The 26,926-nt window shown below is 70.0% G+C and carries 24 protein-coding genes; 11 read left to right on the forward strand and 13 right to left on the reverse strand.

Annotation, left to right across the window (positions count from 1 at the left end; all coding sequences use genetic code 11):
* The first annotated feature begins 100 nt into the window (after positions 1 to 100).
* The 6 genes from ACZ7OH_RS49765 (at position 101) to ACZ7OH_RS49790 (ending at position 3,940) form a co-directional block, all read left to right on the forward strand.
* Positions 101 to 391 carry a hypothetical protein gene (locus ACZ7OH_RS49765; RefSeq protein WP_470287356.1) on the forward strand — a complete coding sequence of 97 codons (291 nt, stop codon included), beginning with the start codon at positions 101 to 103 and terminating at the stop codon, positions 389 to 391.
* Between the two features lie 205 nt (positions 392 to 596).
* A complete protein-coding gene (locus tag ACZ7OH_RS49770; RefSeq protein ID WP_470287357.1) occupies positions 597 to 785 on the forward strand; it encodes a hypothetical protein in 189 nt (62 codons plus the stop codon).
* A 3-nt stretch (positions 786 to 788) separates the two neighbouring features.
* Entirely contained in the window at positions 789 to 1,226 is a 438-nt protein-coding gene (locus ACZ7OH_RS49775) for a hypothetical protein (RefSeq protein WP_470287358.1), read from the forward strand.
* Positions 1,227 to 1,282: 56 nt separating this feature from the next.
* Entirely contained in the window at positions 1,283 to 2,326 is a 1,044-nt protein-coding gene (locus ACZ7OH_RS49780) for a DUF4192 domain-containing protein (protein WP_470287359.1), read from the forward strand.
* A 399-nt stretch (positions 2,327 to 2,725) separates the two neighbouring features.
* Entirely contained in the window at positions 2,726 to 3,235 is a 510-nt protein-coding gene (locus ACZ7OH_RS49785) for a single-stranded DNA-binding protein (protein ID WP_470287360.1), read from the forward strand.
* A gap of 258 nt (positions 3,236 to 3,493) precedes the next feature.
* A complete protein-coding gene (locus ACZ7OH_RS49790; RefSeq protein ID WP_470287361.1) occupies positions 3,494 to 3,940 on the forward strand; it encodes a hypothetical protein in 447 nt (148 codons plus the stop codon).
* A 19-nt stretch (positions 3,941 to 3,959) separates the two neighbouring features.
* Here ACZ7OH_RS49790 and ACZ7OH_RS49795 read toward each other — a convergent pair whose 3' ends face one another.
* On the reverse strand, positions 3,960 to 4,577 hold the full coding sequence (locus tag ACZ7OH_RS49795; protein ID WP_470287362.1) for a hypothetical protein: 618 nt from the start codon (positions 4,575 to 4,577) through the stop codon (positions 3,960 to 3,962).
* Positions 4,578 to 5,548: 971 nt separating this feature from the next.
* Between ACZ7OH_RS49795 and ACZ7OH_RS49800 the strand changes: the two genes are divergently transcribed.
* The 4 genes from ACZ7OH_RS49800 to mobF all read left to right on the forward strand — a co-directional run bounded on the left by ACZ7OH_RS49800 (position 5,549) and on the right by mobF (position 12,783).
* Positions 5,549 to 6,649 carry a hypothetical protein gene (locus tag ACZ7OH_RS49800; RefSeq protein ID WP_470287363.1) on the forward strand — a complete coding sequence of 367 codons (1,101 nt, stop codon included), beginning with the start codon at positions 5,549 to 5,551 and terminating at the stop codon, positions 6,647 to 6,649.
* 83 nt (positions 6,650 to 6,732) lie between these two features.
* Complete coding sequence (locus tag ACZ7OH_RS49805) at positions 6,733 to 7,008, forward strand: hypothetical protein (RefSeq protein WP_470287364.1); 276 nt, start codon at positions 6,733 to 6,735, stop codon at positions 7,006 to 7,008.
* Positions 7,009 to 7,076: 68 nt separating this feature from the next.
* Complete coding sequence (locus ACZ7OH_RS49810; protein WP_470287365.1) at positions 7,077 to 7,307, forward strand: hypothetical protein; 231 nt, start codon at positions 7,077 to 7,079, stop codon at positions 7,305 to 7,307.
* Positions 7,308 to 7,674: 367 nt separating this feature from the next.
* Positions 7,675 to 12,783, forward strand: a complete 5,109-nt coding sequence (mobF, locus tag ACZ7OH_RS49815; RefSeq protein WP_470287415.1) for a MobF family relaxase — start codon at positions 7,675 to 7,677, stop codon at positions 12,781 to 12,783.
* On the opposite strand, the gene ACZ7OH_RS49820 is transcribed toward mobF, so the two are convergent.
* From ACZ7OH_RS49820 to ACZ7OH_RS49865, 10 genes are all read right to left on the reverse strand, one after another.
* The gene (locus ACZ7OH_RS49820; RefSeq protein WP_470287366.1) at positions 12,777 to 13,565 is read right to left on the reverse strand and encodes an NYN domain-containing protein; all 789 of its coding nucleotides are present in this window, start codon (positions 13,563 to 13,565) and stop codon (positions 12,777 to 12,779) included. The two genes, mobF and ACZ7OH_RS49820, sit on opposite strands and share 7 nt — an antisense overlap.
* Before the next feature lie 248 nt (positions 13,566 to 13,813).
* Positions 13,814 to 14,509: a hypothetical protein gene (locus ACZ7OH_RS49825; RefSeq protein WP_470287367.1), complete on the reverse strand. Its 696-nt coding sequence runs from the start codon at positions 14,507 to 14,509 to the stop codon at positions 13,814 to 13,816.
* Positions 14,506 to 16,386 carry a type IV secretory system conjugative DNA transfer family protein gene (locus tag ACZ7OH_RS49830; protein ID WP_470287368.1) on the reverse strand — a complete coding sequence of 627 codons (1,881 nt, stop codon included), beginning with the start codon at positions 16,384 to 16,386 and terminating at the stop codon, positions 14,506 to 14,508. The genes ACZ7OH_RS49825 and ACZ7OH_RS49830 overlap by 4 nt, the downstream gene beginning before the upstream one ends.
* A 48-nt stretch (positions 16,387 to 16,434) precedes the next feature.
* Positions 16,435 to 17,532, reverse strand: coding sequence for a C40 family peptidase (locus ACZ7OH_RS49835; protein WP_470287369.1), 1,098 nt, complete (start codon positions 17,530 to 17,532; stop codon positions 16,435 to 16,437).
* A 23-nt stretch (positions 17,533 to 17,555) separates the two neighbouring features.
* A complete protein-coding gene (locus ACZ7OH_RS49840; RefSeq protein ID WP_470287370.1) occupies positions 17,556 to 19,097 on the reverse strand; it encodes an ATP-binding protein in 1,542 nt (513 codons plus the stop codon).
* Positions 19,094 to 20,602: an SCO6880 family protein gene (locus ACZ7OH_RS49845; RefSeq protein ID WP_470287371.1), complete on the reverse strand. Its 1,509-nt coding sequence runs from the start codon at positions 20,600 to 20,602 to the stop codon at positions 19,094 to 19,096. Before ACZ7OH_RS49845 ends, ACZ7OH_RS49840 begins: the two co-directional genes overlap by 4 nt.
* Positions 20,599 to 22,083: a hypothetical protein gene (locus ACZ7OH_RS49850; RefSeq protein ID WP_470287372.1), complete on the reverse strand. Its 1,485-nt coding sequence runs from the start codon at positions 22,081 to 22,083 to the stop codon at positions 20,599 to 20,601. Before ACZ7OH_RS49850 ends, ACZ7OH_RS49845 begins: the two co-directional genes overlap by 4 nt.
* The gene (locus ACZ7OH_RS49855) at positions 22,017 to 22,832 is read right to left on the reverse strand and encodes a hypothetical protein (protein WP_470287373.1); all 816 of its coding nucleotides are present in this window, start codon (positions 22,830 to 22,832) and stop codon (positions 22,017 to 22,019) included. The genes ACZ7OH_RS49850 and ACZ7OH_RS49855 overlap by 67 nt, the downstream gene beginning before the upstream one ends.
* A gap of 3 nt (positions 22,833 to 22,835) precedes the next feature.
* A complete protein-coding gene (locus tag ACZ7OH_RS49860; RefSeq protein ID WP_470287374.1) occupies positions 22,836 to 23,126 on the reverse strand; it encodes a hypothetical protein in 291 nt (96 codons plus the stop codon).
* Between the two features lie 91 nt (positions 23,127 to 23,217).
* Positions 23,218 to 24,132: a hypothetical protein gene (locus ACZ7OH_RS49865; protein WP_470287375.1), complete on the reverse strand. Its 915-nt coding sequence runs from the start codon at positions 24,130 to 24,132 to the stop codon at positions 23,218 to 23,220.
* Positions 24,133 to 24,366: 234 nt separating this feature from the next.
* Here ACZ7OH_RS49865 and ACZ7OH_RS49870 point away from each other — a divergent pair, with 234 nt between their 5' ends.
* A complete protein-coding gene (locus tag ACZ7OH_RS49870; RefSeq protein ID WP_470287376.1) occupies positions 24,367 to 25,014 on the forward strand; it encodes a hypothetical protein in 648 nt (215 codons plus the stop codon).
* Between the two features lie 27 nt (positions 25,015 to 25,041).
* On the opposite strand, the gene ACZ7OH_RS49875 is transcribed toward ACZ7OH_RS49870, so the two are convergent.
* Positions 25,042 to 26,259 (reverse strand): hypothetical protein, encoded by a 1,218-nt coding sequence (locus ACZ7OH_RS49875; RefSeq protein WP_470287377.1) that lies wholly within the window; start codon positions 26,257 to 26,259, stop codon positions 25,042 to 25,044.
* Entirely contained in the window at positions 26,252 to 26,734 is a 483-nt protein-coding gene (locus tag ACZ7OH_RS49880) for a hypothetical protein (RefSeq protein ID WP_470287378.1), read from the reverse strand. The genes ACZ7OH_RS49875 and ACZ7OH_RS49880 overlap by 8 nt, the downstream gene beginning before the upstream one ends.
* Positions 26,735 to 26,926: the final 192 nt, after the last annotated feature.

Raw genomic sequence — 26,926 nt, forward strand, 5'->3', positions numbered from 1 at the left:
TTGCCAACGGCGATTCCGTGAGAGCCATACCCGGAGCCCCAGGGCCCACCGATCCTACGAATGACCAGTTCAGACCCAACAAAGAAGGTAGGACACTCCCGTGTCGTCTGATGAAGCGCTGGTGTTCATCGTCAGCAAACACACCACTCCGATCCGCCAGCGGGTGCTCTGGCGCGTCAGCGTCGAAGACGCCAAGAAGATCTGCAGCGACTCCCGCACCGCCGGCCCCCACTACATGCTCTGCTTCACCACCAAGAACATCGACGATCCCGCCGCCTTCGCATACGTGCCCGACGACGGCCGCCACGCCGAGGTCCTGCACGACCACCACATCCGAGTCATCCGCGATCACACCACGCGCCAGCCGGCCGCGAAACCTCAACCGCGGTAGGGCCCCGCGCCAGTCCCGGCCGTCGACCGCAGCAGCGAGACCGCCCGAGCACCTGGTGCTCGGGCGCGGACGATCGCTTCCAGGAGAGCACACCCCGGCACCCGGCGCCGACCTCATGCAGCCCGGCGGCGCCGAGCTGCCGAGCGCCGGGGCCCCAGGGTGTGCTGGGTGGGCGCGGTCATCCATACCCGACACGGAGGTTCTCATGACCGCATCCACCGTCCACAACGCCAGTGACCACAGCGATTCCGCGTACGAGCTGGCGTGCCGGCTGATCGAAACCGAACTCGGCGGCCGCCGCATCACCGCCGATCCCGCAGAACTTGGCGGCCACCCCGCGATCTGTGAGGGCCCGACCTACGTCGCCGACCGCGACAACACGGTGGAGGCCTGACCGATGCCCGAGAACCAGCTGTGGTTCACCCACTACGACTGGAGCCGCTCCTACGTGCTGCCCGAGTCGGTCGCCTGCAACATCCCCCGCCGCGGCAGCCTCGACGACCTCGGCGCCTGGAACATCGCGCGCGGTGTCCTCGTCGAGCTGTGCCAGGAGCTGCCCGCGACACCGGTCTCGCTGCTCTACGACGAGCCCGTGCAACGCCGCGACCGGACGCGAGTCACGATCCGGGTCACCGCCCGCGCCCGCCGCCGCGACGGACGGGACGTGATCGTCATCTACCGCAGCGAACGCACCGACACCGACCCCTGCCCGGACTTCTGGAGCGTCGCGGTCAACGGATTCATCCCCGCCTCCGGCCGGGACGTCCGACGACCGTCACCGCCCTGGATCGCCCGTACCGCCGCACAGACGCTGCGCGCCGAACTCGGCCACTGATCCCGAGCCGGTCCCCGCCGACGGCCCTTACTCCCAACTTCCCGGGAAGGACGCTCATGTCCCTCACTATCGCCAGCACCACCGCCATCGTCGCCAGCCTCCCGGCGCTGCTCGGCTTCATCCCCGACGACTCCCTGGTGCTGATCACCGCGCTCACCAACGACGATGGCTCGGTCACCACCGGCCCGCTCGCCCGGATCGACCTCACCCGCCTCACCGGCCACGCCGAGGACTGCGCGCGACACTTCAACCGGCAATGCGGCGACCTGCCCGTCTTCTGCGTCATCGGCATCGTCATCGACGCGGGGGACAAAGACACCACCGGCAACGACTTGCTGCCCCTGGGTGCCGACGTCGACAGCGTCATCACGAAGCTGGCCGAACACGGATTCACCGACGTCGACGTCGTCCACGTGGGAGCCGTCGCCGAGGGCGCGTGCTGGCGCTCCTACCGCGACGCCGACCGCACCGGTGTCCTGCCTGATCCCACGACGACCGCCGCCGCGGTGGCGGCCGTCGCCGCCGGGCACACCATCGCCGCCAGCCGGGACGACCTCGCGGCGCGGTTCACCCCCGCACCCGAGCACCTCCGCGCCCGTCTGCAGCCCCACATCGCCGACGCCGTCGAATCCGCCGCCATCGACGAAAGCTGGCACCTCGCCGCACACCTCCGCCTGGCCCGCGCCGACGCCGCGATCCGCGCCGCCGCCCACGGCGCACTGCCCACCGACGACTCCGATGTCGCCGATCTCGCCGCCACCTTCGCCACCCTGTCGTTCCGCGATGCCCTGCTCGCCGTCCCCGACAACGCGACGCGCCTGGCCGCCGAGAACCTGGTCCTGCACCTGTGGCGCCACAGCTGCGACCCGGTCGCCGGCCAGCTGGCCATCGTCATCGCGGTGCACGCCTACCTGCGTGGCAGCGGAACCGTCGCGCGGATCGCGCTCGAGCACGCCGACCCCAAGCACCCCATGACGCTGCTGCTCTCCACGGTGCTCGACCACGCTGTCGCACCGTCGGAGATCCGACACGTAATCGAGAACGCCAGCGCCGACGCTCGCCGCACCCTGCTCAGCGAGACCGCGATCGACCAGGCATGACGCCCTACCCCCGCCACGCCGGTCGCCCCGCTCGCCGAAGTGCCCCGGCTGAGGCAGCCCGCAGACCGAACTCCTGCCGCGCGTGCTCGGGAGCGTCGTGGGTAGTGGCGCGCCGGCGTGTGGGGTGTCACCGGCGGTGGCCTCGCCCGGCTCGCCGGGTCGTGGATCGCCCGAAGGTAAGCACACCCCGGCCGGGGGCAGTGCGTCCCCGAAGCCCGGACCGATCCGCCCGGGTGAACCAGCCCCTCGCCTTGACGAGCTCCGATGCCGGTCGCGCGCGGGCTGGTTCACGCCGGGCGGATGAGCCGGGCCGGGGACGTCGCCTGAAGGCGACCCCCGGCCGCCGCGTGCTCAGGCTGCGCCGCGTTCCACACCCCAACGAGCACCAGGGAGGCCGCCATGGCCGGCGACACCATCCTCACCATCATCGGCAACCTCACCGCCGACCCCGAGCTGCGCTTCACCCAGGCCGGAAACGCGGTCGCGAACTTCACCGTCGCCTCCACTCCGCGCACCTTCAACCGCGCCACCGGCGAGTGGGAGGACGGCGAGGCGCTGTTCATGCGCTGCACCATCTGGAAGCAGGCCGCGGAGAACATCGCCGAGTCCCTGACCCGCGGCGCCCGCGTCGTCGTCCAGGGCCGGCTCAAGCAGCGCTCGTTCCAGACCCAGGAAGGCGAGAAGCGCACCGTCATCGAGCTGGACGTCGACGAGATCGGCCCGTCCCTGCGCTACGCCACCGCGAAGGTCACCAAGAACGCGAAGAACGGGTCGGCGAAGGTCAACCCGGACCTGGTGACCAGCACGTCCAGCGGCGCGACCCCGGCCGGTGACCCGTGGACCGCGGACGCCGAGCGGGAGCTGGTCGGCGCGAACGCGGGCGGGTTCAGCGACGAGCCGCCGTTCTGATCCAAGCCCGGTGTCCGGCCGGACCTTCCCCTCCGGCCGGACACCACCCCATGGCCGGGGCCAGCTTGACGGCTGGCCCCGGCCTTTGTCATGCCATGCCACGACGTTCCGGAGGTCACGATGCCCGTCACCCACAACACCACCTCCTCCAGCACATCCGATGCGAAGACGAACAGCTGCGGCGCGCGCGAGCGGCGACTGCGCGCCCTGGCCCGGAAATCACCCTTTGGGGTGGGAGAATCGCTTTGCGCTCGAAGTATGAGCATTCGTTACGGCGTCACGATCCCCGGGCTCGTCCTCGCCGGAGGCACCGGCTTCTACCTCGGCATCCAGCCCTTCGGCTACATCGGACTCCTCGTCACACCGTTCACCGACCCCGCCGGCCTGCTCGCCCTCCCCGGCGCGCTCCTGTTCGGTGCGCTGCTCGGGTGCGTCGGCGCCCACCTCAGCCGCAACCGCATCAAGCCGAAACTCGCGCACCGCTACCGCCGCGGCGCCATCCTCGGCGCCGTCACCCTGCCCGGCTACCTGTTCATCGGGAACTTCCCCGGCGCCGAGAACGGAGGTACCGCCAGCCAGTGGGCCGTCGGGATCGCGTTCTGCTGCGGCATCGCCGCGATGATCACCTACTACCAGCGACGCAAGCGCGCCGTCCTCGCCCGCCACGCGCGACGCCTCGCCCAGCAGCAGACCGCGTCGCACTGAACAGCCGACAACATCGCGGCTATTCCGCCGGGATTCTCGCCTCCGGCTCTGCTTCCACCACCGGCTCCTGCAGCGATCCTGCCACCGGCAGATCAGCTGAATCCCGCGTCGTGGCCGCCTCGCCCGCAGCCGAGGCCGAGACAGAGCCCGCAGCCTCATTCTGCCTGCCTCTCACCTCCGACGCGGCGGCGCTACGCGTCAAGGCGGTGACCACCTTCGCCGAGATCCCCAGCAGCGCCGCCGTCTCCGCCGCGCCGACATCCGCCGCACGAATCGCCGCGACCGACGTCGCCATCACCGCGCGCCACTCGCCGATCTCCATCTCCGCATCCGCGCGGACCTGCTCGGCCGAGCGCTCGAACTCCGCGACCCGCGCCGCGCGCTGCCGATCCAGCTCCGCAAGCTTCCGATCCAGCTGCGCACTCAGCGCGCCGATCCGGTCCTCACGCCGGCGCTCCACTGCCTCGATCGCCGTCACCGCATCCGCGAACGGCCCCAGCGCCGCATCAACGCGCCGCTCGTTCTGGCGCTCGCGCTCCAGCTGCTCCGCGCGGCGACGCCGCGCCGCCTCCAACCGCTCCAGCGTCGCCGACGATCGACGCTTCCGACCTGAGGCTGTTGTGTGACGTTCAACCATGACGCACCTCCCGCGCGGGGAGGGCTGCGGTTCTATCCACCAGCCTACCCGCCGCAGCAGCGCCACCGCGCCGTATCGGCGGCGCAGCGCTCACGCCGCCGACAGGACGAACCGGCAGCGTCGACCGTGTTCACGCCGCCAGCTGGCGAGCAAGGAGAATGGCGCGGTACCGCCGCAGTAGCCCCGAAGGGCCACGCCACCGAAGTGGCGAGCTGCAAGACTCGCGGCGGCCCGCTGACGCTCCGCCAGAGGGCCTACGCAAGCCCACGAAGCGCTGGCTGCATGATACCTGCAGGTCAGCAGCCTCACCGCACATGGGGCGGAGCAACCGTTTCAGCTGCTCAGGCGCGCGCTTCTAGGGCACTCAGTCGCGGAAACCGTGAGATGTATGCGTTGCGCCCGCGGGTGGTGGGTGGCCCCGAAATTGTATCGGTCGCTCCCCCAAATACAAGGGCACCCCAAACTATTTTTGACCGAAAAGCGTGGTCAAAAATAGTTTGAGGCCCCACCCTTGTATTTGGGGCCCCTACTCCCTTGGGCAGACATTAAGGGCAGGCCGGGGGCCTGCCCTGGTTGCTTCGGGGCCACCCACCACCCACTCAGCACAAGGTCACCCCTACTGCGCCGACCAGCGACACTAGGCGCAGCTTCAAGGCAGCCAGGAACCACCATGCACGACCCTCGCCAACTTTGATAGCAAATCAGAAGAAGAACTTTTATCGACCCCTCAAATTGCCTGAGATAATGCCTTAAATCCCTTGATTAAAGTGGCATTGAAAGCCGCCTCGCGGTAATATTAATTCGTAAGGCAATCGGGACTGCAAGCCCGAGACCCACAATTCCCTACGTAAAGGCTGGCTATTATGGTTTCGACCATTCATCACAAGCACCACTCCAGCATTATCAACGCGGTAGAGGCGTTGCAGGCGCGGCCGCCGCGTGTCCGGTCCGCGCTGCAGGAGTTGAAGCGGGTGTTCACCGACAGCGGGGCGAACCCGCCCGCGATCCTCACCGCGTGCGCGACCTTGCTCAACACCGATGCCGCGATCAGCGGTGACGTCCTCGCCGCCGTGCGCACCGCTCACGCCGAGTGGGACAGCTACGGTGAGACTGAGCGCGAGCTGATCAACCTGTGCGTCTACAGCAGCGAGAGCCGCCGGACTGTCGCCGTGACCGAGGTCAACGACGTGACGGTGATGCTGCGCGAGACGCCGCCGCGCGTCGCCGACGCGCTCAACGGCCTTCGGTGGCTCAACGCCCAAACCCAGTACACCCACCAGGCCGTGTTCACCGTGTGCGGCACGCTGCTCAAGAACCCCAGCGCCGACCACCCCGCCATCGTCGAAGCCATCCAGACCGCACACACCCTGTGGCCCAGCCTCGCCGAGGACATGCGCACCCTGGTGATGACGTGCGTATACGCGAGCAAGGCACGCGCCGCCCACGCGCGTGCCCGCGTCGCAGCCCGGCAGCAGGCCGCCGAGGCCGAGTCCGAGTCCGCCGACGTCCACCGGTGCGCCAACTGTGACGGCAACCTCGCAGGGCTCCCGGAAATGCGGTACTGCTCCGACGCCTGCCGCAAGGAAGCCGAAGCCGCCGAGCGCCCGACCGACGGCGAGCACACCGTGGCCGTGCCCGCCCACCGGATCGCCGCCAGGCACGAGCCGATCGAGCAGCGCGCCGCGCGCCGCTACGTCGACAGCGCGGCGGAGCCCGACTACGACGAGCAGTGGCGGCAGGTGGAGCACGCGATCCCGTCCGCCGGTCTCGTGCGCAAGAACGAAAGCGGTGTCGACGCCTACGAAGCCGAGCGGCAGCGGCACGGCGACCTTGACGACACCGGCGACGTCCTCAGCGAGCTGAACGGCCAGCCGATGACCGACGACGACTATGACCGGCTCGCGTTGCTCCCGGTCGCGCCCGGCGGGTTGTGCGTGGCGTGCAACCTCGAACGCACCCCGAGCGAGCAGCGCACCCCGAGTACGGACGGCCGGTGCGAGATGTGCCGGGACCGGGCCATGCCGCCGCTGATCGAGTTCGCGCCGTTGCTCGAACTCGCCGCCGTCGCCTGACCACCCGCCGCTAGCGGGGGCACCCGGACCGGGTGCCCCCGCCCCGCCCGACAGGAGCCGCCACCGTGCGCACCTTCCATGACGTGATCACCGACATCGACCGCGAGCTAGCCGCCGCCGACACCATCCCGACCCACGCACCCGCACCCGTCGCCGCGTACCTTCGCGAACTTCTCGCCCGCCACGCACGGACGCTCACCGCGTCCAACGGCCAGCCGTTCGACGTCGTACCCGCCACCGCGATCCGCTGCGAACTGGAACACCTCACCCGGACAAGCCACCCCGCCCGCGACGTACGGCCCACCATCCGGTGCGCCACCGACTGTGGACACATCGATTGCGACAACCGTCCGTTCTAGACCCCCACCCAGCGCACAAGCGGTAGCGCGACCTACGCGCAACGCCCCCTAGCCTCAGGAGAACCATCATGTCCGACACCACCAGCACCCCCGGCGCCCCCGACTGGATCGCCCAGCACGCCGCGCGCCGCACCGCAGCAGAGATTCCGACCCGTCAGCCGCGCGCCGTCGCCGCCTACCTCCGTACGCTGCTCAGCCAGTGCACCGAATACGCCACCACGCCGACCGGCGGCCCGATGACCGAAGTCGTTCCCGTCGAGCAGATCCGTCACGCTTTGCGGCACCTCACCAGCCTGTAGCAGCCCTCGCGCCGACAAAGCGGCCGCCGATCTTACGATCAGCGGCCGCTTTGTCGTGTCGGCACAGCCCGGGGACCGCGCAGGCGCCGGCACACGGCGCCAGGGGCGCCTCAGTGCAGGCGCCGGCGCTCGCTGGCAAAATTCCGTCGCCACCACCTCACCCCACCGCCTACCTCACCCCGCCCACCACCTCACCCCAGCCCGCCACCACACCACCCCCGCACCTCCCCGCCGCCCCTCACCCCGCCCGCCACGCCACCGCCCCCACCTCACCTACCTGCCCCCTGCCCGGCCCACAGCACGTCTTGCAGACGTTCTGAACCGGGTGGGCTCCGCCGACTTTTCGGCGTAGTCTGATGTGGACATGATGGGCTTGCGCAAGCTGAGCCCTGGTGGTCATGAGTACCTCACGAACACGGTGGCGTGCGCTGATCGCGACCGTGAGCTCGAGCCCGGCGAGCTGTTAAGTGACTACTACCTCTCCCGTGGTTACCCGGCAGGCCAATGGTTCGGCGCCGGAGCAGAGCACTTAGGACTCTCCGGCGCAGTCACCCCTGCCCAAATGAACGCCCTGTTCGGCGAAGGCCGCAACCCGCACGCCGACGCCATCGAAGCCGAGCGGATCGCCGCCGGCGCCACCGCCGAAGAAGCCCTGAAGGCAACCCGGCTGGGCCGACGATTCCCGCAGTACTCCGCGCTGGATCACCTACGCAGCCAGGTGGCGCAGGCCTACAAGGACCACAACCGTCTACAAGGCCGCCCGGTCGGCGCGCCGATCTCCGCGGCGATGCGAGCCGAGCTCCGCCGCGGCGTGCAGCTGCAGCTCTACCGCAAGGACCACGACGGTCACGGCCCGGCCAGCGACACCGAGCTGAGCAAGTGGCTCGCCGAGCAGAAAAGCAAACTGAAGTCCGCGGTGTCGGGGTTCGAGATGGTGTTCGCGCCGGACAAGTCGGTGTCGATCGCCTGGGCCATGGCCCAGCCGGCGGAGCGGGAACTGATCGCCGGGATGGTCCGCCAGGCCGCGCGGGACGCCTTGTCCTATGTCGAGCAGAACGCCGCGTTCACCCGTCGCGGGAACATGGGCGAGGCTCAGGTCGACGTCGACGGGATCACCGCGGCGCTGTTCGAGCACTGGGACTCGCGCGCCGCAGACCCGCATCTGCACATCCACGCCCTCATCTCCTCCAAGGTCAGGCGCAACGACGACGGCGAATGGACCGCGCTCGACGGCCGCACCATCCTCGCCGCGACCGTCACCGCCTCGGAGTACTTCGACAACCGCCTGCGCGATCTGTTCCGCGAACAAGGCGCCTCCTGGGTGCAGCGAGGCGCCGAAGGCGTGGACATGAAACGCCCGATCTGGCAGCTCGAAGGTATCCCGGTCGAGCTGGTGAAGCTGTTCTCCCAGCGCCACCGCCAGTTCGAAGCCGCCCGGGCCACACGCATCGTCGAGTTCAAAGCCCAACACGGAAAGGAACCAGCGCCCAAGGACATCTTCGCGATCGACCGGGCTGCGCAGTATGACAACCGGCCCGGCAAACAACCGCCGAAGACACTGCCCGAGCACCTCGCCGCGTGGCGCGAGCACGCTCTCACCCTTGTCCCGGCGACGGTGCTGGACACGCTGAGCCGGAAGGTGTTCCTCAGCGGACACGCTGAGCCGGACGCGCTCGACATCGCCAAACTCGCTGAGGTTACCCGGGAGGTGGTGTCGGACAACTACGCGCACTTCTCGTGGTGGAACCTCGCCGCCGAAGCGCACCGCCAGTCTGCGCACCTGCGGATGCCGGTCGACAAGCGCGGACAGTTGATCGTCGACGTCGTCGACACCATCCTCGCCCAGCCCGACACCCTCGCCCTCGTCGGCCCGACCGCAGTCAACGAGCCAGCCTCGTTGCGCCGCCGAGACGGCGAGTCGGTGTTCGTCGAGCACCACTCGACCCGCTACACCACTACCGCGACCCTCGCCGCCGAAGGCGACCTAGTGGCGTGGGCTCGCCGCGGCGGTGGGCACCGCTTGCGCGTCGACACCGTGGAGAAGGCCCTCGCCGGTCAGGGGTTGAATGCCGGTCAGACAGAGATGGTGCGCCAGTTCGCGCGCTCGGGCCGGCGGGTTCAGCTCGCGCTGGCTCCGGCCGGTGCGGGGAAGACGTCGGCGATGAAGGTCCTGGCGACGGCGTGGCGGCGCACTGGGCACCGGGTCTATGCCTTCGGCCCGTCCGCTCGGGCGGCGCAGGAGCTCGGCTCCTCGATCGGGGCGAAGCCGCACACGCTGCATCAGCTGACCACCGCGCTGCGGTTCGGGTTCGCCCATCGCGCGTTCCCGATGGAGGCCGGGGACCTGGTGATCGTCGACGAGGCCGCGATGGCCGGCACCCACACGCTGCACAAGGTCGTCAAGTACGCCCTGAACAAGGGCGCCGACGTACGTCTGATCGGCGACGACGCGCAGCTGGCCGCGGTGGAGGCAGGCGGTGCGATCCGGTTGATCGCTCACGATGTCGGAGCGATGCGGTTCCGGGAGATCGTGCGGTTCCGCGGCGAAGACCGCAAGGAACAGGCCGCTGCCTCGTTGCAGATCCGGGCCTGGAACCCGAAGGGGCTTGAGTACTACTTCGAGTCCGGCCGGGTCTCCGGCGGGTCGATGGAGACGATGCGTGACGCCGCGCGCTCGAACTGGCAGGCCGATCTCGACGCCGGTGTGCAGTCGTTGCTGATCGTGCCGACCAACGAGGACACCGTCGCGCTGAACATCGACGCCCGCGAACGTCGCCTGAATCAGGGCGCTGTCGACCGCGGCCGGGAAGTGGATCTGCACGACGCCACCACCGCCGGCGTCGGGGACTGGGTCGTCACCCGTCACAACCAACGGCTGCTCTCGCTGTTCGGAGGGAAGGACTTCGTCAAGAACGGCGACGTCTGGACCGTCACCGACGTCCACGCCAACGGCAAGATCACCGTCCAACACAAGGTGCACAAAGCCGCAATCACACTGCCGGCTGGGTACGTCCAAGCCCACGTCGAGCTCGCCTACGCCGCCACCATCAACCGGGTGCAGGGCATGACCAGCACCGGTAACGCCCACCTGCTGGTGCCGCCGACGATGACCCGGGAGCAGTTCTACCCGGGTATCACCCGCGCCATGCTGCGCAACTTCATCTACGTCGTCACCCACCATCACGTCATCGACCAGCACCGCGAGACCCCCGAACCGGTGTCGCCGGAGTCGGTCCTGACCGGCGTGCTGAACCATTCCGGCGCGGAGGTCTCGGCGACCGAGACGTTGCGGGAGGCGCAGGACGAGGCGGTGTCGATGGGCACGCTGGTGCTGCGCTACAACTACACCGCCACCTACCGCGACGAGGATCGCTACCGCGCCATCCTCAGCCGCCACGCTCCCTTCACCGTCGATCTCGACAGTGAGCCGGCGCTGATCCAGACGCTGCGCAACGCCCACGACCTCGGCTGGGAACCCGACCCGCTCGTCGCCGCGGTTATGCGCTGGCGCCAGTCCCTGGATGACGCCGAGAATCCCGGCGCGGCGCTGCAGGCCCGGATCCGAAAGCACCTCGAACGCCGCCGGCCGCCCTCACCGACCGCACCACCGCAGCCCGCCGACGTGACCCGGTGGCGGGGCATCGTCGACGCGATCGCCCCGCACGCAGCTGTCGAAGACCCGGAATGGGAGAAGGTCTGGCTCCGCGCCGCCGGTGCGCTGGCGGTGGGGTTCGACATCGACGCGGCGGTGACCGCCGTCGCGCATCAGCTTGCTGCGCGTCCGGTGGGGCCGGATCCGATGCCGGATGACCGCTACGCCGCCGCCGCGTTGGCCGCCGAGCTGGAGCACCGGGGGGAGCGTGGGGAAGCCCATGTGCGTGCCGTTCCGTGGCTGGCCCGGCCCGACTTCGCCCACGTCCGCCACCACCCAGGGCACGCTCAGTACCTGCACGAGTTGAACAACGCCATCTCCGAGCGCGTCGAGCACCTGCGCGCCGCGGTGATCCGCGACCAACCCGACTGGGTAACAGGGCTCGGGTCGCGGCCGAACAACCCGATCGCTGCTGAGGATTGGGACGACCTGGTCGGCCTGGTCGCCGCCTACCGCGAAACCTTCCGCATCAAGGGCGAAGCGCCACTGGGCGGTAAGCCCGATAGTCACGGAGCGAGGGCACACTCCTGGCGCACGCTGTCCGCGCGGTGGGACTCCTTCGGCGCAGCGCAGACGCCCACGTCTGCCTCGCCCTCACCTGTCAAGGCGCACACAGCCGCCCAGACCGCCCGGATGGACGACGTGTTCGCCGAGTTCGAGCACGCCGAGGAACGCGTCGTCCTCGAGCCCCTTAACGTGCTCATTCGCCGTTACGAGCTGCTGGCCCGTGACGGGGACGAAGACCGCTACCTCGACGTGCTCGCTCGCTATGTCCCCGGCGCGGTCAACGCCGGCGCCGAGCCCGCCGTCCTGAACGCGCTGGCCAACGCCCAGGATCAGGGCTGGCAGGCCCACCGGCTGGTCCGCAAGCTCGCCGATGACAGCGGCTTCGCGTGGGCCAGCGACCCCGCGGCCGTCCTCGCCAAGCGCATCGCCGAGCACGTCAACGAGCACCGGCCGCCGGCGCGCATCGGGGCGCCGACCGACGAGCAGGTAGACCGGTGGCGCAGCATCGTCGCCGAGCACCTGCCGGACGCGACGGTCACCGACGAGCAGTGGGGCATCGTGTGGCGCCACGCCGCGGGCGGGACCGCTATCGGCCTCGACGCCGACACCGCCCTCACCGACGCACTCGCACGTCTGGCCGGCGGCATCTCCGGGGACGGCGCCGACGACTACCGGCATGCCGGTGAAGCACTCGTCGCCGCGCTCACCGACCGCCACCGTGCGGGCGAAGGACTACACGCCGCGCTCCCATGGCAAGCCCACCCGGACCTCGCAACACCCGGTGAGCATCATGGTGCTCTGGAACGCCTGGACGGGCTCAACGGCGAGATCGCCGCCCGCGCCGACCAGCTACTGGACCAGGCACAGCGGGAGCAGCCGCGGTGGGCTGCGCAGCTCGGTCACCGGCCCGACGACTCCGGCCGAGCAGTGAGCTGGGATCAGACTGTCCGGCTGGCCGCGGCGTACCGTGAAACCTACGGCGTCACCACCACCGATACCGCCTCCCCGCTCGGCCTGCGACCCGCTGGCCACGGCCCCAAAGCCGCGGCCTGGGACCAGATCACCACCCAATGGAGGCAGCTGATGACCACACCAGACCGGCAAGACGCCGCATCGGATGCGATGCTGACCGTCGAATCCCGCCGCGACACCCTCGACGCCCTGCGCGACGAATTCACCAGCGGAGTCACCGCCCGCACCCAGCAACTCCAGGACGAGAAGGACCGGCAAGAGGAACGCCGCGACGAGGCCGCCGACGAGTACGACGACCGCGACGAAAGCCTCGGCGACGACCTGCACCGCGGCATGGGCTACTGACCGGCGCGCGTATCCGGAGTGGCCCGCTGACGGCTGTCCAGTATGTAGACTACGGTCGCCTTTCCCTCGCCTGCTGCACGTCGGTCGATCTGGAACAGTGACGTGGCTTCGATCAGTCCGCTGAGTTTCGCGTAGCCGTAGTTGCGAGGGTCGAAGTCCGGGCGCCGCTTGATAATGATGTTGCCGACCGTCGCCAAGGGAACCCAGCCGTCCTCATCGGACACGGCCTCGACCGCGCTACGCAACATCGCTACCAGCTCGGTGTCCGCCTGCAACTCGGCGGCGGATCGCCGTGAGTTCGGCTTTTCCGGCGCGCCCGCGGGGCTCGACGCGCTGGTCGTGCGGGCCAGGTTCTCGGTGTAGACGAACTTGTCGCATGCCGCGACGAATGGTGCTGGCGTTTTGCGTTCCCCGAAGCCGTACACCGTCAGCCCGGATTCCCGCAGCCGCGAGGCGAGGCGGGTGAAGTCACTGTCGCTGGATACCAGGCAGAATCCGTCGAACCGCTCCGTGTAGAGCAGGTCCATCGCGTCGATGATCATCGCCGCGTCGGTGGCGTTCTTGCCGGTGGTGTAGGCGAACTGCTGCATCGGCTGGATCGATGCGGTCAGCAACTGCTCTTTCCAGCCGCGCAGATTCGTGCCGGTCCAGTCGCCGTAGGCGCGTTTGACGTGGGCGGTGCCGTACTTGGCGACTTCGGCCAGCAGGCCGTCGATGGTGGCGGGCTGCGCGTTGTCCGCATCGATAAGCACGGCCAGCTTCGCCGCATCGGAGTTCACCACGAATCTCGTCCCTTCGCCCGCTTCATCGAAAGTCGTACCGGCAACGTGTGCCGAGCGTGCGACTCCGCGATCTGTCCCGAGCGTGCACGACGTCGGCTCCCGTCGCAACGGGACGCCCCGACGTGGCTTTCTGCACTGCCACGTCGGGGCGTCCCGTTGCGCGAACCAGGTCAGGCGTCCTTACTCCTCATCGTCGCTTTCGACGCTGGCCTGTCGTTCGGGAGTAGGGGCCCTTGCTTAGCTCAGTGTCACGACGGAGCTGATCCCGGTTCGGCATCATCGCCCAGTTCCACGACCTGAAGATCCCCTGTCGGTACAGCACGCTTACTTGCGTCGGAGACCTCGTGGGCCTCCAGGGTGAACCGGTCGGCCAACGGCGTCGCACCCACCGGCTTGTGGACCTCGGTGAGACACTGCTGGTGCGTCCACTCGGTGATCATCCGTTCGGCGAACCCCGCGCGCCACCGGTCGTGCCAGTACTGGGCATCGCTGGCCTTGGCGCCCTTGCCGACGTGCGCGGCCCGCCAGGTGTAGGCCAGCGTCGCCAGCTCGGCCACCAATCCGGGATGCTGCGGCCAGCAGTCCGGGATCGCGACCGCGCGGGTCCCGCCTTTGCCGACGTAGACGGCGTTGTAGTACTGCACGAAATTGGTGACCGTGAACACCGGGCTCTGCTCGCGGTGCTGCTTGTCCTCCGCGGCTGGCGGTGCCGGGAACGGCAGCCACGGGGCCAGCCGTGGTTTCTCCTCCGCGTCGTTCTCCAGTTCCGCGACCTTCTCGTGGAGCTGTTCGATCTGCGACTGCTGGTCCTGCACCCGCGCCCACAGCTCCTCGGTCATCGCGTCGAGCTCGGCGCGCGACCGCTCAGGCTGTTGTTGTTCCGGCTGCGTTGCCTCGTCCGGCCGGTCAGGTTCCGGCGTGGTGATGTCGTCGTCCTCGCTCATCGCCGCGCCTCCCGGATGTGCTGACCGTTGACCAGTGCCGGCGGGAGCGGGCGGAGGTGGCCGTCGGTGCCGACCGGGGTGTCGCCGCGGCGGATCGCGGCGACGTCGGCCTGCAGTTGGGGCCAGTCCGGTCGTTGCTCGACATCGACGGTGCGGCCGAGGATGGGGCGGAGGTTGCCGTGCAGGATCAGGACCCGGCCGCGGTCGAGGGTGCGGATGTCGCCGGCGCGCAGCGTCGGGACGGTTTCCTCGCCGGTGGCGCCGCGTCCGGGGCTGAAGATCCCGTCGCTGTGGTGCTGGTGGGTGCGGCGGCGGTGGTGCCCGGCCAGCGTGGACAGCCACTCGAGAGTCTTGTCGTCCTTCAGGCCCGGGAAGGCGGTCAGGGTGAGGGTGTTGTCGATCAGCTGCAGCCGCCCGGGTTCGCCGTAGAGCTCATCGAGCTGGGAGCGCGACTGCGCGGACCAGTGGATCAGCACGCCGCGACCGGCGGAGTCGGCGATGATCGCGGGCAGCCGCGGCACCGGTGTCCCGGCGAACAGCTCGTCCAGGATCGCCGTGGTCGGCGGTTCCAGCCGACGGCGTTCGGAGCGCAGGGCGGTGTCCTGGGCGGTGGTGAGGATCTGGTCGACCAGTGCGGTCAGCACCGCGCGGGCCTGGGGCGCCTGGTGCTCGCCGGCGACGATGAACAGACTGCCCCGGCGGCGCAGGAACTCGTCGATGTCGAGTTCCTCGCCGGGGGCGGGGGTGGCGAAGCGGCGGATGGCGGGGTTCATGAACGGCTCGATCGCCCGTCGCACCGACATCCAGACCGCGTCGGCGGTCTCGGCGACCATCCCGATCTCCGAGCGCAGGTTGAACGCCAGCTCGGGGAACTGGTGCCGCAGCAGTTCGACCGGCTCCTGATCCGGTGGCTTGGTGACCGACCAGACGACCAGGTCGCGCACCGTCCGGTGATGTACTGCCGCGGCCAGCAGGTAGGCCTGCAGCACGATGGTGGCGCGGCCGCGGAACACCGCGTCGTTGCCGCCGACGTCGTCCAGCGCGAGTGAGGACGCTTCGATCAGCGTCTCCGCCCGCCGCAGTGCGACGGCGGGGTCGGCGCAGCCGGTGATCGGGGACCAGCGGGCGTGCGCGGGCCAGGACAGGGTGCCAGTGGCGTCGATCACGAGCACCGGCCCGGCGTCGGGGCGGCGGGTGCGGGCCAGCAGGCACCACTCGGCGAGGTCGTTTTTCGTGGTCGACGCGATCAGGGCGCCCGGCGCGGCGAGGACCTTGTGCACCAGATCCGTCCGCGACTTGCCGGAGCGGGTCGGTGCGATCGTCCCGGTCGGGGTCTCCAGCGAGGTCACCAGCCGCTGGCGCCGGGGGCCTCGATGCAGCGGAACCGCGACCTGCTCGACCGGCGCCGTTCGGCGTTGCTCGTCGGTCAGGTCACCGCGGGTCCACACCGCGGTCTTGCGAGCGGCCGCGACCGACAGGGTCTTGGTCATCTCGCGGCGGGTGGCGTGGCCGGCATCGGTCGGCGCCACGCGCCGCCAGACCGGGATCGCCGCGCCGACGGTGAGGCCGGCCGTCAGCATGGTGATCGTGGTGAACCAGATGTAGAACGCGATCTGGTGGTCGCTGACCGCGCCCAACCACGGGACCGGCAGCCCCGGCCCAGGATCAGCGGCGTGGAACGCGACCGTCAGGGCGAAGCCCGCCCATGCGGTGATCGGCGGCCAGGTCCACGTGCCGGTGAAGAACCCGGTCACCAGAACGGCTGCAGCGACGACGATCGCGCCGAGCGCGCACAGCATCGCCAAGGCAGCGACCGCCAAGCCCATCAGGGCAACGTCGCGGTCCAAATTGAGTGTGTCGGTGCGTGTACGCGGCATCGGCCGCTCCTCCCGGACAGCGGGAGGGCAGCACCACGGCGAAGTTCATCAGAGTGGGCTCCCTCCCGGTGGCGGGGAGGGCGAACTGGGGTTGGCGATCCGGCGGATCGCGACGATCTTCGAGGTCCAGGCGGAGAGGGGTTCGAGGATGACGCCGGTGTCGGTGTCGTAGGCGTCGACGATCAACCCGTGCCCGGCATACATCCCCACGTGCCGTGGCACCTGCGCAGTCCCGAGCGAACCGGGAATGAACAGCAGGTCGCCGGGCTGGACCTGCTGGATCGAGGTGACGGCGTGCCCGGCGTGGACCTGGCTGACGGTGCCGGCCGGGATCCCGACTCCGGCCGCGGCCCAGGAGGCGAGCATCAGCCCGGAGCAGTCGTAGGCGTCCGGGCCTTTCGCACCCCACACGTACGGTTTGCCGAGCTGGCCCAGGGCGAAGCCGACCGCGGCGCGCTGGCGGACATCCGTCGGCAGGGTGAACCCGGGAGGCAGCTTCTTCGGGTCGACCTGGCCCGGGGCACGCGGGACATCGGATCCATCTTGGTCGGGGCACAGCGCCTTCGCCTGCACCGCCTCCGTACCGTCGCCGGGTGGCATTACCGGCACGGGGTTGTCCGGTCCGGTCCAGAACCGATCCACGATCGCAGCGGCGGCCGGTTCGCGTGGGGCGTAGCGATCGGGGAAGCCGCTGCGCTGCACCGCCTGCTCGGCCCGTCCCGGGGCCAGGGTGTCCCAGCCGGGCAGGACGATGAGGGCGTCGAGGAACTTGCCGGTGGCGTAGACCGGGTTGAGGATCTGCTCGCGGGTGCCCCAGCCTTGGCTGGGACGTTGCTGGAACACCCCGAGGGAGTCGCGGTCGCCGTAGGTGAGGTTGCGCAGCCCGGACTCGACCATGCCGGTGGCGGTCGCGAGGACCGCGGCCCGCCGGGGAAGCCGGCGTTGCTGGACGACGTCGGTGATGGTGCGGGCGATGTCCATCTCGCCGGCACCCAGCTGCTGGCGGTCGATCACGACCGAGCCGCCGCCCGGACCGCCCTGTTCGCAGCCGCTCAGCTGGACGATCGTCGCGGTCGCTGCGGGTCCGATCATCAAGGCCAGCGCCAGGATCGGCAGCAACACCACCGCGACCAGAGCACCGGCCACACCAGCGAGCATCCCGTGGGGCCTCATGACGGCATCGCCGAAACGTCGTTACTCGGTAGCAGGTTCGGCTTCGAGACAAGTTGAGAGTTCGTGTCGAAGATCTGCCGCTCGATCCGGCTGAGCACCGTCTGTACTTTGAGGCCAGTCCGGTTCTCGATCTTCCACAACGCGCGGCCTTGCCGGTCGTTGGCCCACCCGGTCGTGGCGTCGTGCTCCTTATCCGACAGAGCAAGGACATCGGCCAGCTCGCTCGCCACGCGGGTCGACTGTCCTAGCAGGACACGGATCGAGCACAGGGCTAGCAGATCCCGGGCGATGGCGACCTCTTGTGAGCCCGTGGCGCCGACGGAGAGGAAGTCGCCGGGCTTGTGGCTGACCAAGATCTGGATCTTGCGTTCCGCGCGCGAGAGCCGTAGTTCGCTGTCCAACGCTTGGACCGCGCGCAGCCCGAGTCGCAGTTGCCGCCAGATCTCGTCCCGGACGACGATCCGCAGTTCCCCGTCCTCCTGCAGATCCGTGGCCAACGAGGACCACGAGCCCAGGCAGGTCAGCGCGACGGCGACGGCCTGGTCGCCGCGGGTACGCAGCCGGGAGAGGTCCAGGCTCTGGATGGGGGCGTTCCAGTCGACGGTGAAGTTGGTGGGGGCGTCGAAGAGTCCGGCCAGGGGGCCGGAGATCAGGTTGGCCAGTGCGTCGGTGATGGATCGGAGGTGGTCGAGGAACTGGCGGCGGCCGGCGAAGCGCAGGCTCTGCCACAGCCGCTCATCCGGGTCCGACAGCATCCGGTGGACGTCGGGAATGGTGATCGGCGTGAGCTGGGTGTAGCCGTCGCTGGCGCCGAGCAGCTGACGCAGCACCGCCGACAGGGCGGCCTCGTCGGTGACGGTGGGCCGGTAGCCCTGCGCTTCGGCCAGCGCGACCAGCAGCTGCACCCACCGGCCCAGAACCCCGTCGAGCTCGTCGCGCTGCCGCTCGATCGGCCAGGCGTCCCAGCGGGCAGCGAGGGGACCGAGGTCGAGGGCGTTGAGGCGGGCGGTGCTGCCGCGGCCGAGCATGATCGGGGTGATCCCGAGGGCGTGCAGCAGCGGGGTGTATTCGCCTTTGACGTCGCCGGAGATCAGGGTGCGGACGCCGGTGAGCATCATCCGCAGCAGGAACGCCACCACCGTGGAGGACTTACCCCGGCCGGGCTCGCCGAACAGGACCATGTTCGGGTTGGTGCAGATCGATCGGAGGACGAACTCGACCGGGTGCAGGTAGAACGCGCCGCCGGAGTGGACGTCGTAGCCCATCCGCGCCCCGACAGCCGGCAGCGGGCTCGCCGCCAGCAATGGGAACAACCCGCCGATCTCGTGCGTGCCGGCCTGGTAGACCTGCAGCGGCGCCGCGACCGGCGACCATCCGTACCCGGGCCGGGCAAACCCGCGCCGCGGCGCGGCCCGCTGGTTCAGGCGAGTGCCGCGGCCGTCCGCGCTTCGGCGGCGTCCGGGTGGGCGGGTGCTGACCGCGGGTCCGAAGGTGGCGAGCAGTTCCGCGGTGGTCCGTTCGCTCGCGCGCCTGCTCACGACGCACCGCCGCGCAGCCGGGGCAGTCCCACGCCGACTGGGAGGACGGCGGCGACGAACCCGGCGTCCTGGGCCAGTTCCATGCGCAGGAGCTGGAAGCGGCCGGCGATGTCGCTCTCCAATTTGGCCGCGTGGTCCTCGACGTTCCACGTATCCGGGATCGTGACCGCGGCGGCGACGGCAAACCGGACGATCCCGTGCCCGGCCGCGACTGCGTGCTCCTGCGCCCGTGCCCCGCCGGCCTCGCGGGCCTCCGCGGCGCCGGAGTTGAAGCCCTTGGAGGACTTCCAGTCCCGCACCACGCCGGTGCGGAACCGCAGCCGGCGCACGGCGTTGCGGGATCGGTGCTGGGACAGGGTTTCGTAGTGGATGGCGAGGCTGCGGCGCTCGCCGGCGGTCTTGACCGCCAGCAGCCCGCCGAGTGATCCGAATACCGTCCCGGCCTCGGGCATCAGCACCGAGTAGGACACGGTGGCGAAGCCGTCGTGGTAGTACGCCCTCGCCGAGGGTGCTGGGGCGTGCACGGGACCGGCCGTCGCCCAGTGCACCCCGGCATCACCCTCGGGTTGGTGGCGGCGCGCGGCGAGCGTGGCGGCGGTGGCCGGGTTGAATCCGGTGCGGATCGCCACCGCCAGGTCCGGGCCCGAGAGCCACTTGACGGTGGTGGCGCCGAGGGACTTGAGCTTGTCCTCGAGTCCGTCCAGGACGCGGTAGAGCACCGCGGCCCGGCCGGCGACCCCGCCCCCAGCCGCAGCAGCGGGGCGGCGGAGGGCGTCTTCGGTGCCGGAGAGGGTGACGAACACTTCGTGCCGGACCGACACCGCCCCGATCAGCCGGTCCAGCTCCGCCGTCGCCTGGCGCGCGAGCGCGGGCGCACCTGGGACGTCGTGGTCGGTTCGCCAGGCCTGGTAGTCGGCGCCGTCGTCGGGGACGGTGCGCACCAGCAGGGTCATCCGGTCGATGACCTCGCGGTGCCCGATCGAGAGCAGCAGGTTCCCGAGCCGGTTGGCCAGGCGTTCGCACTGTGCGTCCGAGAGCATCCCGACCCCGGCGTGGGTGAGCCGGGCGGTGGCGCCCCACCGGCCCTCGCCGGTGTCGTGGATCAGGCACACCCGGCCCACGTCTCGCAGCGGCGGTCCGTCGGGGAACCGCAGCCGGGCCAGCACCCCGGGCAGATCCGGCTCGTCGAGATCGGCGGTCTGGCCGGTGACCGCGCGCGACTGCCACCGCGACCAGCCCAGCGTGATGCCGACGCGGTAGAGCAGCAGATGCCCCAGCCAGCGCAGCGCCGGGCGCCCCCGGACCGGCACCACGACCAGCGCCGCCACTGTGCCGCAGAGACCGCCCAACACCAAAGCTTGGCCGAACCGCCCGGCGGCCAGCGCGAGAATCACCGGGACGGCGAGCCCGACGCACACGAACGCCTGCACGGGAGTCAGCCCGATGATCCAGCCTGCCCGCTCCCTGCGGGACAGCCCTTTGTAGATCCGGGTCGCGGTGCTCACAGCAGCACCGCCGCTTCCTCGGCCTCGCCCGCCGCAGCACCACCGCCGCCGTCATCCGGTGGCCCGCCCGGAGGCTTCGGGACCGGCGGAGTCGGTGGCCCGGTATCTCCTCCCGGATCGGCAGGTGGCGACTCGCCACTGCCGTCGTCACCGTCGGCGGCAGGCGCGGCTGCACCCGCGCCACCGGCATCACCGGTCTCGGCTGTCGGCGGCTCCGTCGTCTCGGCTGCCGGGTCGGTTCCGGAATCCTGTGCGTCGCCGCTGCCAGCCGCGTCGGCGTCGGTGTCGGCCGCGTTGCCGGCGGACGTCGTGACGGCATCGTCCGTCCCGTCAGGTGCGTGCTCGTCACCGGTCGCGTCAGGCGGCCCGGTGGTCGTGTCGTCGGCGGCGGCTTGGTCGAAGCGGTCGACGTTCGCCTGCTCCTGGCTATCGCTGTCTTCGCCGTCGCTGTCGTTTCCCTTGTTTTTCAGGTCTTTGCGGGCCATTTTCCCGTATGCACCCGCGGCGCGACCGGCGATGCTGTTGGCGCCGTAGGAGTCCAGGCCCGCGTCCGCGAGCTTGTCCCGGAACACGCCTTGCGGATCGGAGTCGGGGTCGACGAACGCGAACAGCTTGAACAGCACCAGTGGCACACACAGCGCGAGGAACAGCACCCCGATGCCGGCCAGCAACCCGGACAGGCCCTGCGCGCCGCCGACGATCGCGACGGCCAGCACCAGCACGAACGCCAGCGCGGGCTTCATCACGATCGCGACCAAGGCCCAGCGGACGACTTTCCAGTACCACCGTGCGCTCACCTCCGCGATCAGCCCGGCCGCGGCGATCGGGATCGTCGCGACCAGCACGTAGATCGCGGCCTCGCGGAACACCGCCTCGAACGCGAACCCGAGGCCCGCGGGGATGACCCCGAAGGCGCCGGCCAAGCCGAGCACGATGTTCTTGACCTCATCGGACAGGGCGTCGGTGAAGCCGGTCATGTTCAGCGCGTCGCGGAAGTTCCCCACCCGCAGCCCGGTCGACAAGATCGCCTCGGTCAGGCCATCGGCGGCAGCGAGGAACGCCGCGACCACCCCGACCGTCACCGCGAGGGCGATGCCGTACTCGAAGGGCCCTGTGATCAGGCGGACGAAGCCGCGGCCACCGTGTAGGACGGTGGTGATGATCTGCCAGAAGAACATCCCCAGCGCGATGACCCCGGAGATCCACAATGTCATCGGCCACAGGATCGACACCGGCCCGTCCGTGGTGGAGACGGTGAAGAGGGAGAACTGGTCGACGAGCTCGAACGCGGCCCGCAGGATGAACAGGGCCGCGGCCCATGTGGCCTTCATCAGCGGCTCGAAGATTCCCGCGGCGGTCGCACTGACCGCCTTGCCGGCGAGCCCGCCCAGCGAGTCGAGCAGGTCCAGCGGGCTCACCGGGCACCGTCCCGGCTCAGAGGCCGATAGCCGGCTGCGACCGATTCGGCGCTGCCCGGCCACGCGCAGGCCGCGTAGGCAGCGCGGGCGCCGGGAGCGATCCGCCAGGCGGACCCGGTCCAGCGCAGGGCCTGGCAGTCGCCGATGCCCATGCTCGTGCTCTGGCCCTGGTAGTCGAAGCTCAGCTGCCCGAGCGTGCACACCACCGCGAACTTCCCACCCTCGGCAGTGCCCTTGATCAGGCCCTGGGACACGTCGTAGGTCACCGTCAGGCCGGGTGTGAGCTCGCCGGGACGGATGCCGGCTTCGTCGCGGAATGACGTCAGCAGCGCGAGCGGCCCGCTGCCTTGCGAGGACGGGGCGTGCGGGAGCGCGGAGTCGCCGTACGCCCGCGCGTAGGTGGCCGGGTCGCCGCCGCGCAGCGCCATCTCGTTGAAGTCGGTCAGCCAGCCCAACGCGCCTTCCGCCGTCGCCGGGAAGCCCTCGGAGATCACGCGGTTCGCCATCGGCGCCGGTCGCGGCACGGTGATCGGCGGACCGGCCGTGGCGGTGGTGAGTTCATGCGGCAGGGCTGCCTCGGGCGGCAGGGTCAGCATGTGACGGCTGGCCAGCGCGGTCGCCTCGTCGACCGGCGCTGTGGGTGTCGGCGAGGGTGCAACACCAGGCGGAGTTGTTGCCGTCGGGGACGACGGTGGTGCCGTTGCCTGCCGGGCAACCAGCACCACGGCGACCGCTACGACGAGCAGGACGGCGACGATGATCAGGCGGCGCGCTCGTGTGCGGGAGCGCGGCGATTCCGTGGAGGTGAACATGGCTCAGCCGCCAGCGAAGCTGTTGATCAGCGACCAGCCGATGCCGTAGAGGATCGCGCCGGCGACGGCGCAGAGCATCATGACGACGCCGACTTTCCCGGCCCGGTGGTGATCGACCCAGCGACCACCGGCCCAGACGATCAGCCCGACGAAGAAGCCGAAGACGAGGGCAACACCCGCGCCCCACTTGACGTTGTTGAGCAGCCCGAGGATCTTGTCGCCGCCAACCGGGGGCTGCACCGGTGTCGGATTGGGGATCTGGACGAGCCAGTCGATGACACTGTGCGCGGACATCGCGCCCTCCACATCGCACCGCCCGACGTCACGTCAGGCGGGTCAAGTGGGAGGGCGTTGAAGTTCTTCTCAGCTGGGCAGCGGGATGGGCTCAGCCGGTGTCGCGCTCGGCGACACGGCCGTCACCCCCGCCAGCAGGCGGGGGCCATCGGAGGTGCAGGCGGCGTGTCCGCTGCGGCAACACCCGCCACGAGCGGAGGAGGCGGTCGGCCGGCGTCCGCAGCGAGGCGGGGGTCACGTCCTCGGTGATGCCGTGGGTGGCGATCTCACGATTGTGGGGAAAGAACACCGCGTCGGGTAGCAGGACGCTGGTGCGGCGCCCCGCGGTGCCCGCGACCCCCTTCGGCCAGCGGCGAGCACCGACGACGAGCAGTTGCATGGGCGGGGTGACCGCGCCTGCGCGCACCCACGGGGCGAGGCGGGACAAGACCTGTTCGGCGTGCGCAAGTCCGGGCACCGTGGGCCGGACCACCAGCGCGGGAATCGGTGACGGGCTGCCGACGCGCAGCCACTGCCCCGGCCCGAGCGCGGGGTCGGTCGATAGCCGCCAGGGATCGTGGCCGATGTCGACCACGGTCACGTCAACGGCGCGGCCGCCGCCGGGGTGCCAGTACGGGGGCGGCGGGAACAGCACCGGCTCGACGGCGAGGTCAGCCACGTCCAGGCGCGCCAGGACTGCGCGGGCACGCCGGGAGAACCGGATGCCCGCCGCGAGGCCAGGCCCGTCCCGGCGAGGCCCGTCCGCCCGCGCAGCGCGTCCCAGTCCGGATCGGACGGGATCGCCCGCGTCGACGAGCAGGACCGAGCAGCCCGCCAGCTGCAGCGCATCAGCGATCGCCACGGCGGTGCTCGTGGCGCCGGCACCGGGAGAAGCCGCCAGGACCGGGATAACGCGGCCGAACGGTGCCCAGTCGACCAGCTCGACGGGCGTGGCCTTCTGCCGCTCGGAATCCGGCGGAACCACGCAGGAGGCAGCGTCCACGGGCAGGTTCTCGGATACGGTCATAGCGGGCCTCCCTTCAGCGGTGGTGCGCCGGTGAAGGGTGCGGCGGTCACAGCGGGACCGTGCTCCAACCCCCTGTACGGGGTGGCGTGGGTTGCTTTCCCTCGGTAAACCGAAGATACTCGCAACGAGTGTGGCTCTTTGCATTCGATGGTAGACCGAACTTGCGATGTGTCAAACACGATCCATCGCGGCGAAGTCTGAACCAGACGGTCACGACAACGGGCGGGGTGCGGTGTGGGACGACGATTTGAGGACGAGCCGGTTTTCGACAGCTGGGAATCGACCTCGCCGGCGCACCTGGACTCGCCGATCCCGCACCGCCCCTACGCCGCCCAGCAGCAGCTCACCCTCGAACTGCTCAACCTGGACACCTTCGCCGAGCGGTTGACCTACCTGTTCGAGCACGAATCGACCTACTACGTGCTCGACGGTGAGCCCGTCGTCGATCCCGACGAGATCGCCCGCCTGGCCGCCGACGAGGACCCCGATTTCCGAAGTTTCGTTGCCCGGGTCCCGCTGGTGGCACGCTGGGTCCAGGCCCGCAGCGGAGTCACCGTGACCAAACAGGCCCTACACAACTTCAAGGGCGGGATACGGGAAAACACCCGCCCGTCGATCACCAAAGGCTTGGCCGCGTTCTGGCGAATCCACCGGGACCTGCTCGACCCCCACGTGGGGGCCGCGGAGTTCGAAGTGCCCTACGACGAAACTGACCGCCGAGCGCACGAGCTGATGATCGAGATCGGCGGGGTCGGGGTCAACGCTCGGACCATCGCCAGCCGTCTAGGCGGCGCTCGCGACGCGGACAAGCAGCTGTTGCTGAAGGTGCTGGAACGGATCGCCCGGAATCCCCGCGACACCGGCCACGAGCGGCCCCGCTGACAGTCCGACACTCCGGCACCCCGCCCATCACGTCCGGCTGCCGGCGGCGGGCTGCCGCGGTCCCAACTTCGTCGCCAGCCGCTGGACCCGGCGCTCGCTCAACGCCTCACCGACGGCAGCCAGCCAGACCCGCCGCGTGCCGTCGTCGACGCGCAGGCGCTCGGTTTCCGGCCACCACACCTCCGCCTCCTCGACATCGTCGGTGCTGTCGTCGGCGATGTGCTCACTCGATGGGTGCGACAAGTGCGCGACGAGCGTGGCGATCGCGATCTCGATCTCCACGGCAGTGGCCATCGGTTCGATGTTCAAGCCGTAGACAAGATTCAGGTCCTGCAGGTCCTGCCGGATCGCCCAGCGCGTCGCAGGGTCGATCAGCTGCTCCACTATGAGCAGCGCGTCCTCGATCTCGACCAGCTGCTGAGGCTGGGTCAAGGGGGACCGACGACGGCTGGCAAGCAGGATCCGTGTCCGCCCCCACAGGCGCTCGATCGCGGCGTCCTCGCGTTGCTTGCGGCGCCGGTCGCGCCGGTCGAACGCCCTGCGGGTCACTGCGGCGAACGCCGAGCCCAGAATGAACAGCAGCAGCCCGGCGGCGTCGGTGAACACCCCGAAGTGGCTCCCCCGGGGCAGATGGTGCGGGTCGGCCAGCAGCCGCAGGGCGCCGCCGAAGCGCCAGCACAGCCCGACCAGGGACACCGCGATACCCAGCTGCGCCAGGGCGACCCCGCCGCGGACCCCCGCCACCTCACCCATCGCCACCACGGTCAGTCCGAGCAGCAGCAGCGCGAGCCAGGCGGCCATGTAGCCCAGGTAGATCGCGCTGTAGAGCTGCGACGGCAACGAGGGGTTGCGGGGCGAGGCGAAGAAGGACGTGTGCGCGCCGGCCAGCGCGTACAGCGTGACCATCGCGGCGGCGCAGACCACGAAGATCGTGACCACGCCGGGCATGGGCAGGCGCAACTGGCCGAGGGTGTGCAGGAACGCGGCGACAAACACCATCGCCAGCATCCCCAGCACGTGATGAACGACGATCGCGACGTTGTGCAGGCCGGTCAGGTTGTCGGCCCAGTCCAGGGTCATCGGGTCTCCGGCCGCCATCGACAGGGCCATGCACGCGATACCGGCGGTGAGGAAGTGGCGGCTGAGGGTGTAGCCAACCCCGCGGTTGACCAGCATTTTCCGGGCCGATTCCGCCACGCCTGCGACTGCGGCGCCGTACCAGAGGACGGTGACCGCGTCAGCCATCTGCGCACAGGTGGCGACGGGCGCCGAAGGCGGCGCGCAGGGCCGTGCGGCCGGGCGGGAGCTGGCGGTCGCGGTGGCGCGCGGTCCCGGCCCGCACGTGCGCCTGTAGCAGGTGAGCGAACTGCTCGGCGTCGCTCTCCCGCTGGTTGCCGGTGCCCGTGCGGCGGCTGCAGACGTAGTCGCCCGGGTGATCCAGCACCCAGTGGCCGACCTCGTGGAAAACGATGTGGTAGGCGTGCGTCGGGACGGCGGCGGCCGCGACCCCGAGCAGGCACTCTGTCCGCATGCGCACCAGCAGGCCGCTGGTCCCGCTGCGCCCGGTCAGCATCCGCCCCAGGACCACGGTCATTCCCCGTTGTTTCCCGACGGCCTTGAGGAAGGCGCGTAGCTCGAACGGGTACCGAATCGGCAGCGTGGCGATGATGCTTTCGCAGCGCCGGAGGAACTCCTCGTCCTCGTTTCCTGTGTGATTCAACTTTTCTCCCCTGGATGTTGTCGATCCAGCCGGACTTCACCGGCCCCCTGGTCAACCCCTACCACAATGGATCTTCATCGCGGCAGGTCACAGCGTTGCCGCCATCCTGACGGACGCGATACACCTCAGACGCCCGAATGCGCCCGCCGGATCCCGCAATGTTCGTTTGCGGGGGTCGTGCGGGGTGTTTGC

The sequence above is a fragment of the Amycolatopsis sp. NPDC114478 genome (assembly GCF_055633805.1).

What these genes read in the sequence shown, in the direction of transcription:
- ACZ7OH_RS49790 (WP_470287361.1), top strand. Translation starts at nt 3,494, where the DNA reads ATGAGCATTCGTTACGGCGTCACGATCCCCGGGCTCGTCCTCGCCGGA.
- ACZ7OH_RS49810 (WP_470287365.1), top strand. Translation starts at nt 7,077, where the DNA reads ATGTCCGACACCACCAGCACCCCCGGCGCCCCCGACTGGATCGCCCAG.
- ACZ7OH_RS49860 (WP_470287374.1), bottom strand. Translation starts at nt 23,126, where the DNA reads ATGTCCGCGCACAGTGTCATCGACTGGCTCGTCCAGATCCCCAATCCG.
- ACZ7OH_RS49855 (WP_470287373.1), bottom strand. Translation starts at nt 22,832, where the DNA reads ATGTTCACCTCCACGGAATCGCCGCGCTCCCGCACACGAGCGCGCCGC.
- ACZ7OH_RS49770 (WP_470287357.1), top strand. Translation starts at nt 597, where the DNA reads ATGACCGCATCCACCGTCCACAACGCCAGTGACCACAGCGATTCCGCG.
- ACZ7OH_RS49830 (WP_470287368.1), bottom strand. Translation starts at nt 16,386, where the DNA reads ATGCCGCGTACACGCACCGACACACTCAATTTGGACCGCGACGTTGCC.
- ACZ7OH_RS49785 (WP_470287360.1), top strand. Translation starts at nt 2,726, where the DNA reads ATGGCCGGCGACACCATCCTCACCATCATCGGCAACCTCACCGCCGAC.
- ACZ7OH_RS49780 (WP_470287359.1), top strand. Translation starts at nt 1,283, where the DNA reads ATGTCCCTCACTATCGCCAGCACCACCGCCATCGTCGCCAGCCTCCCG.
- mobF (WP_470287415.1), top strand. Translation starts at nt 7,675, where the DNA reads ATGGGCTTGCGCAAGCTGAGCCCTGGTGGTCATGAGTACCTCACGAAC.
- ACZ7OH_RS49795 (WP_470287362.1), bottom strand. Translation starts at nt 4,577, where the DNA reads ATGGTTGAACGTCACACAACAGCCTCAGGTCGGAAGCGTCGATCGTCG.
- ACZ7OH_RS49875 (WP_470287377.1), bottom strand. Translation starts at nt 26,259, where the DNA reads ATGGCTGACGCGGTCACCGTCCTCTGGTACGGCGCCGCAGTCGCAGGC.
- ACZ7OH_RS49865 (WP_470287375.1), bottom strand. Translation starts at nt 24,132, where the DNA reads ATGACCGTATCCGAGAACCTGCCCGTGGACGCTGCCTCCTGCGTGGTT.
- ACZ7OH_RS49825 (WP_470287367.1), bottom strand. Translation starts at nt 14,509, where the DNA reads ATGAGCGAGGACGACGACATCACCACGCCGGAACCTGACCGGCCGGAC.
- ACZ7OH_RS49775 (WP_470287358.1), top strand. Translation starts at nt 789, where the DNA reads ATGCCCGAGAACCAGCTGTGGTTCACCCACTACGACTGGAGCCGCTCC.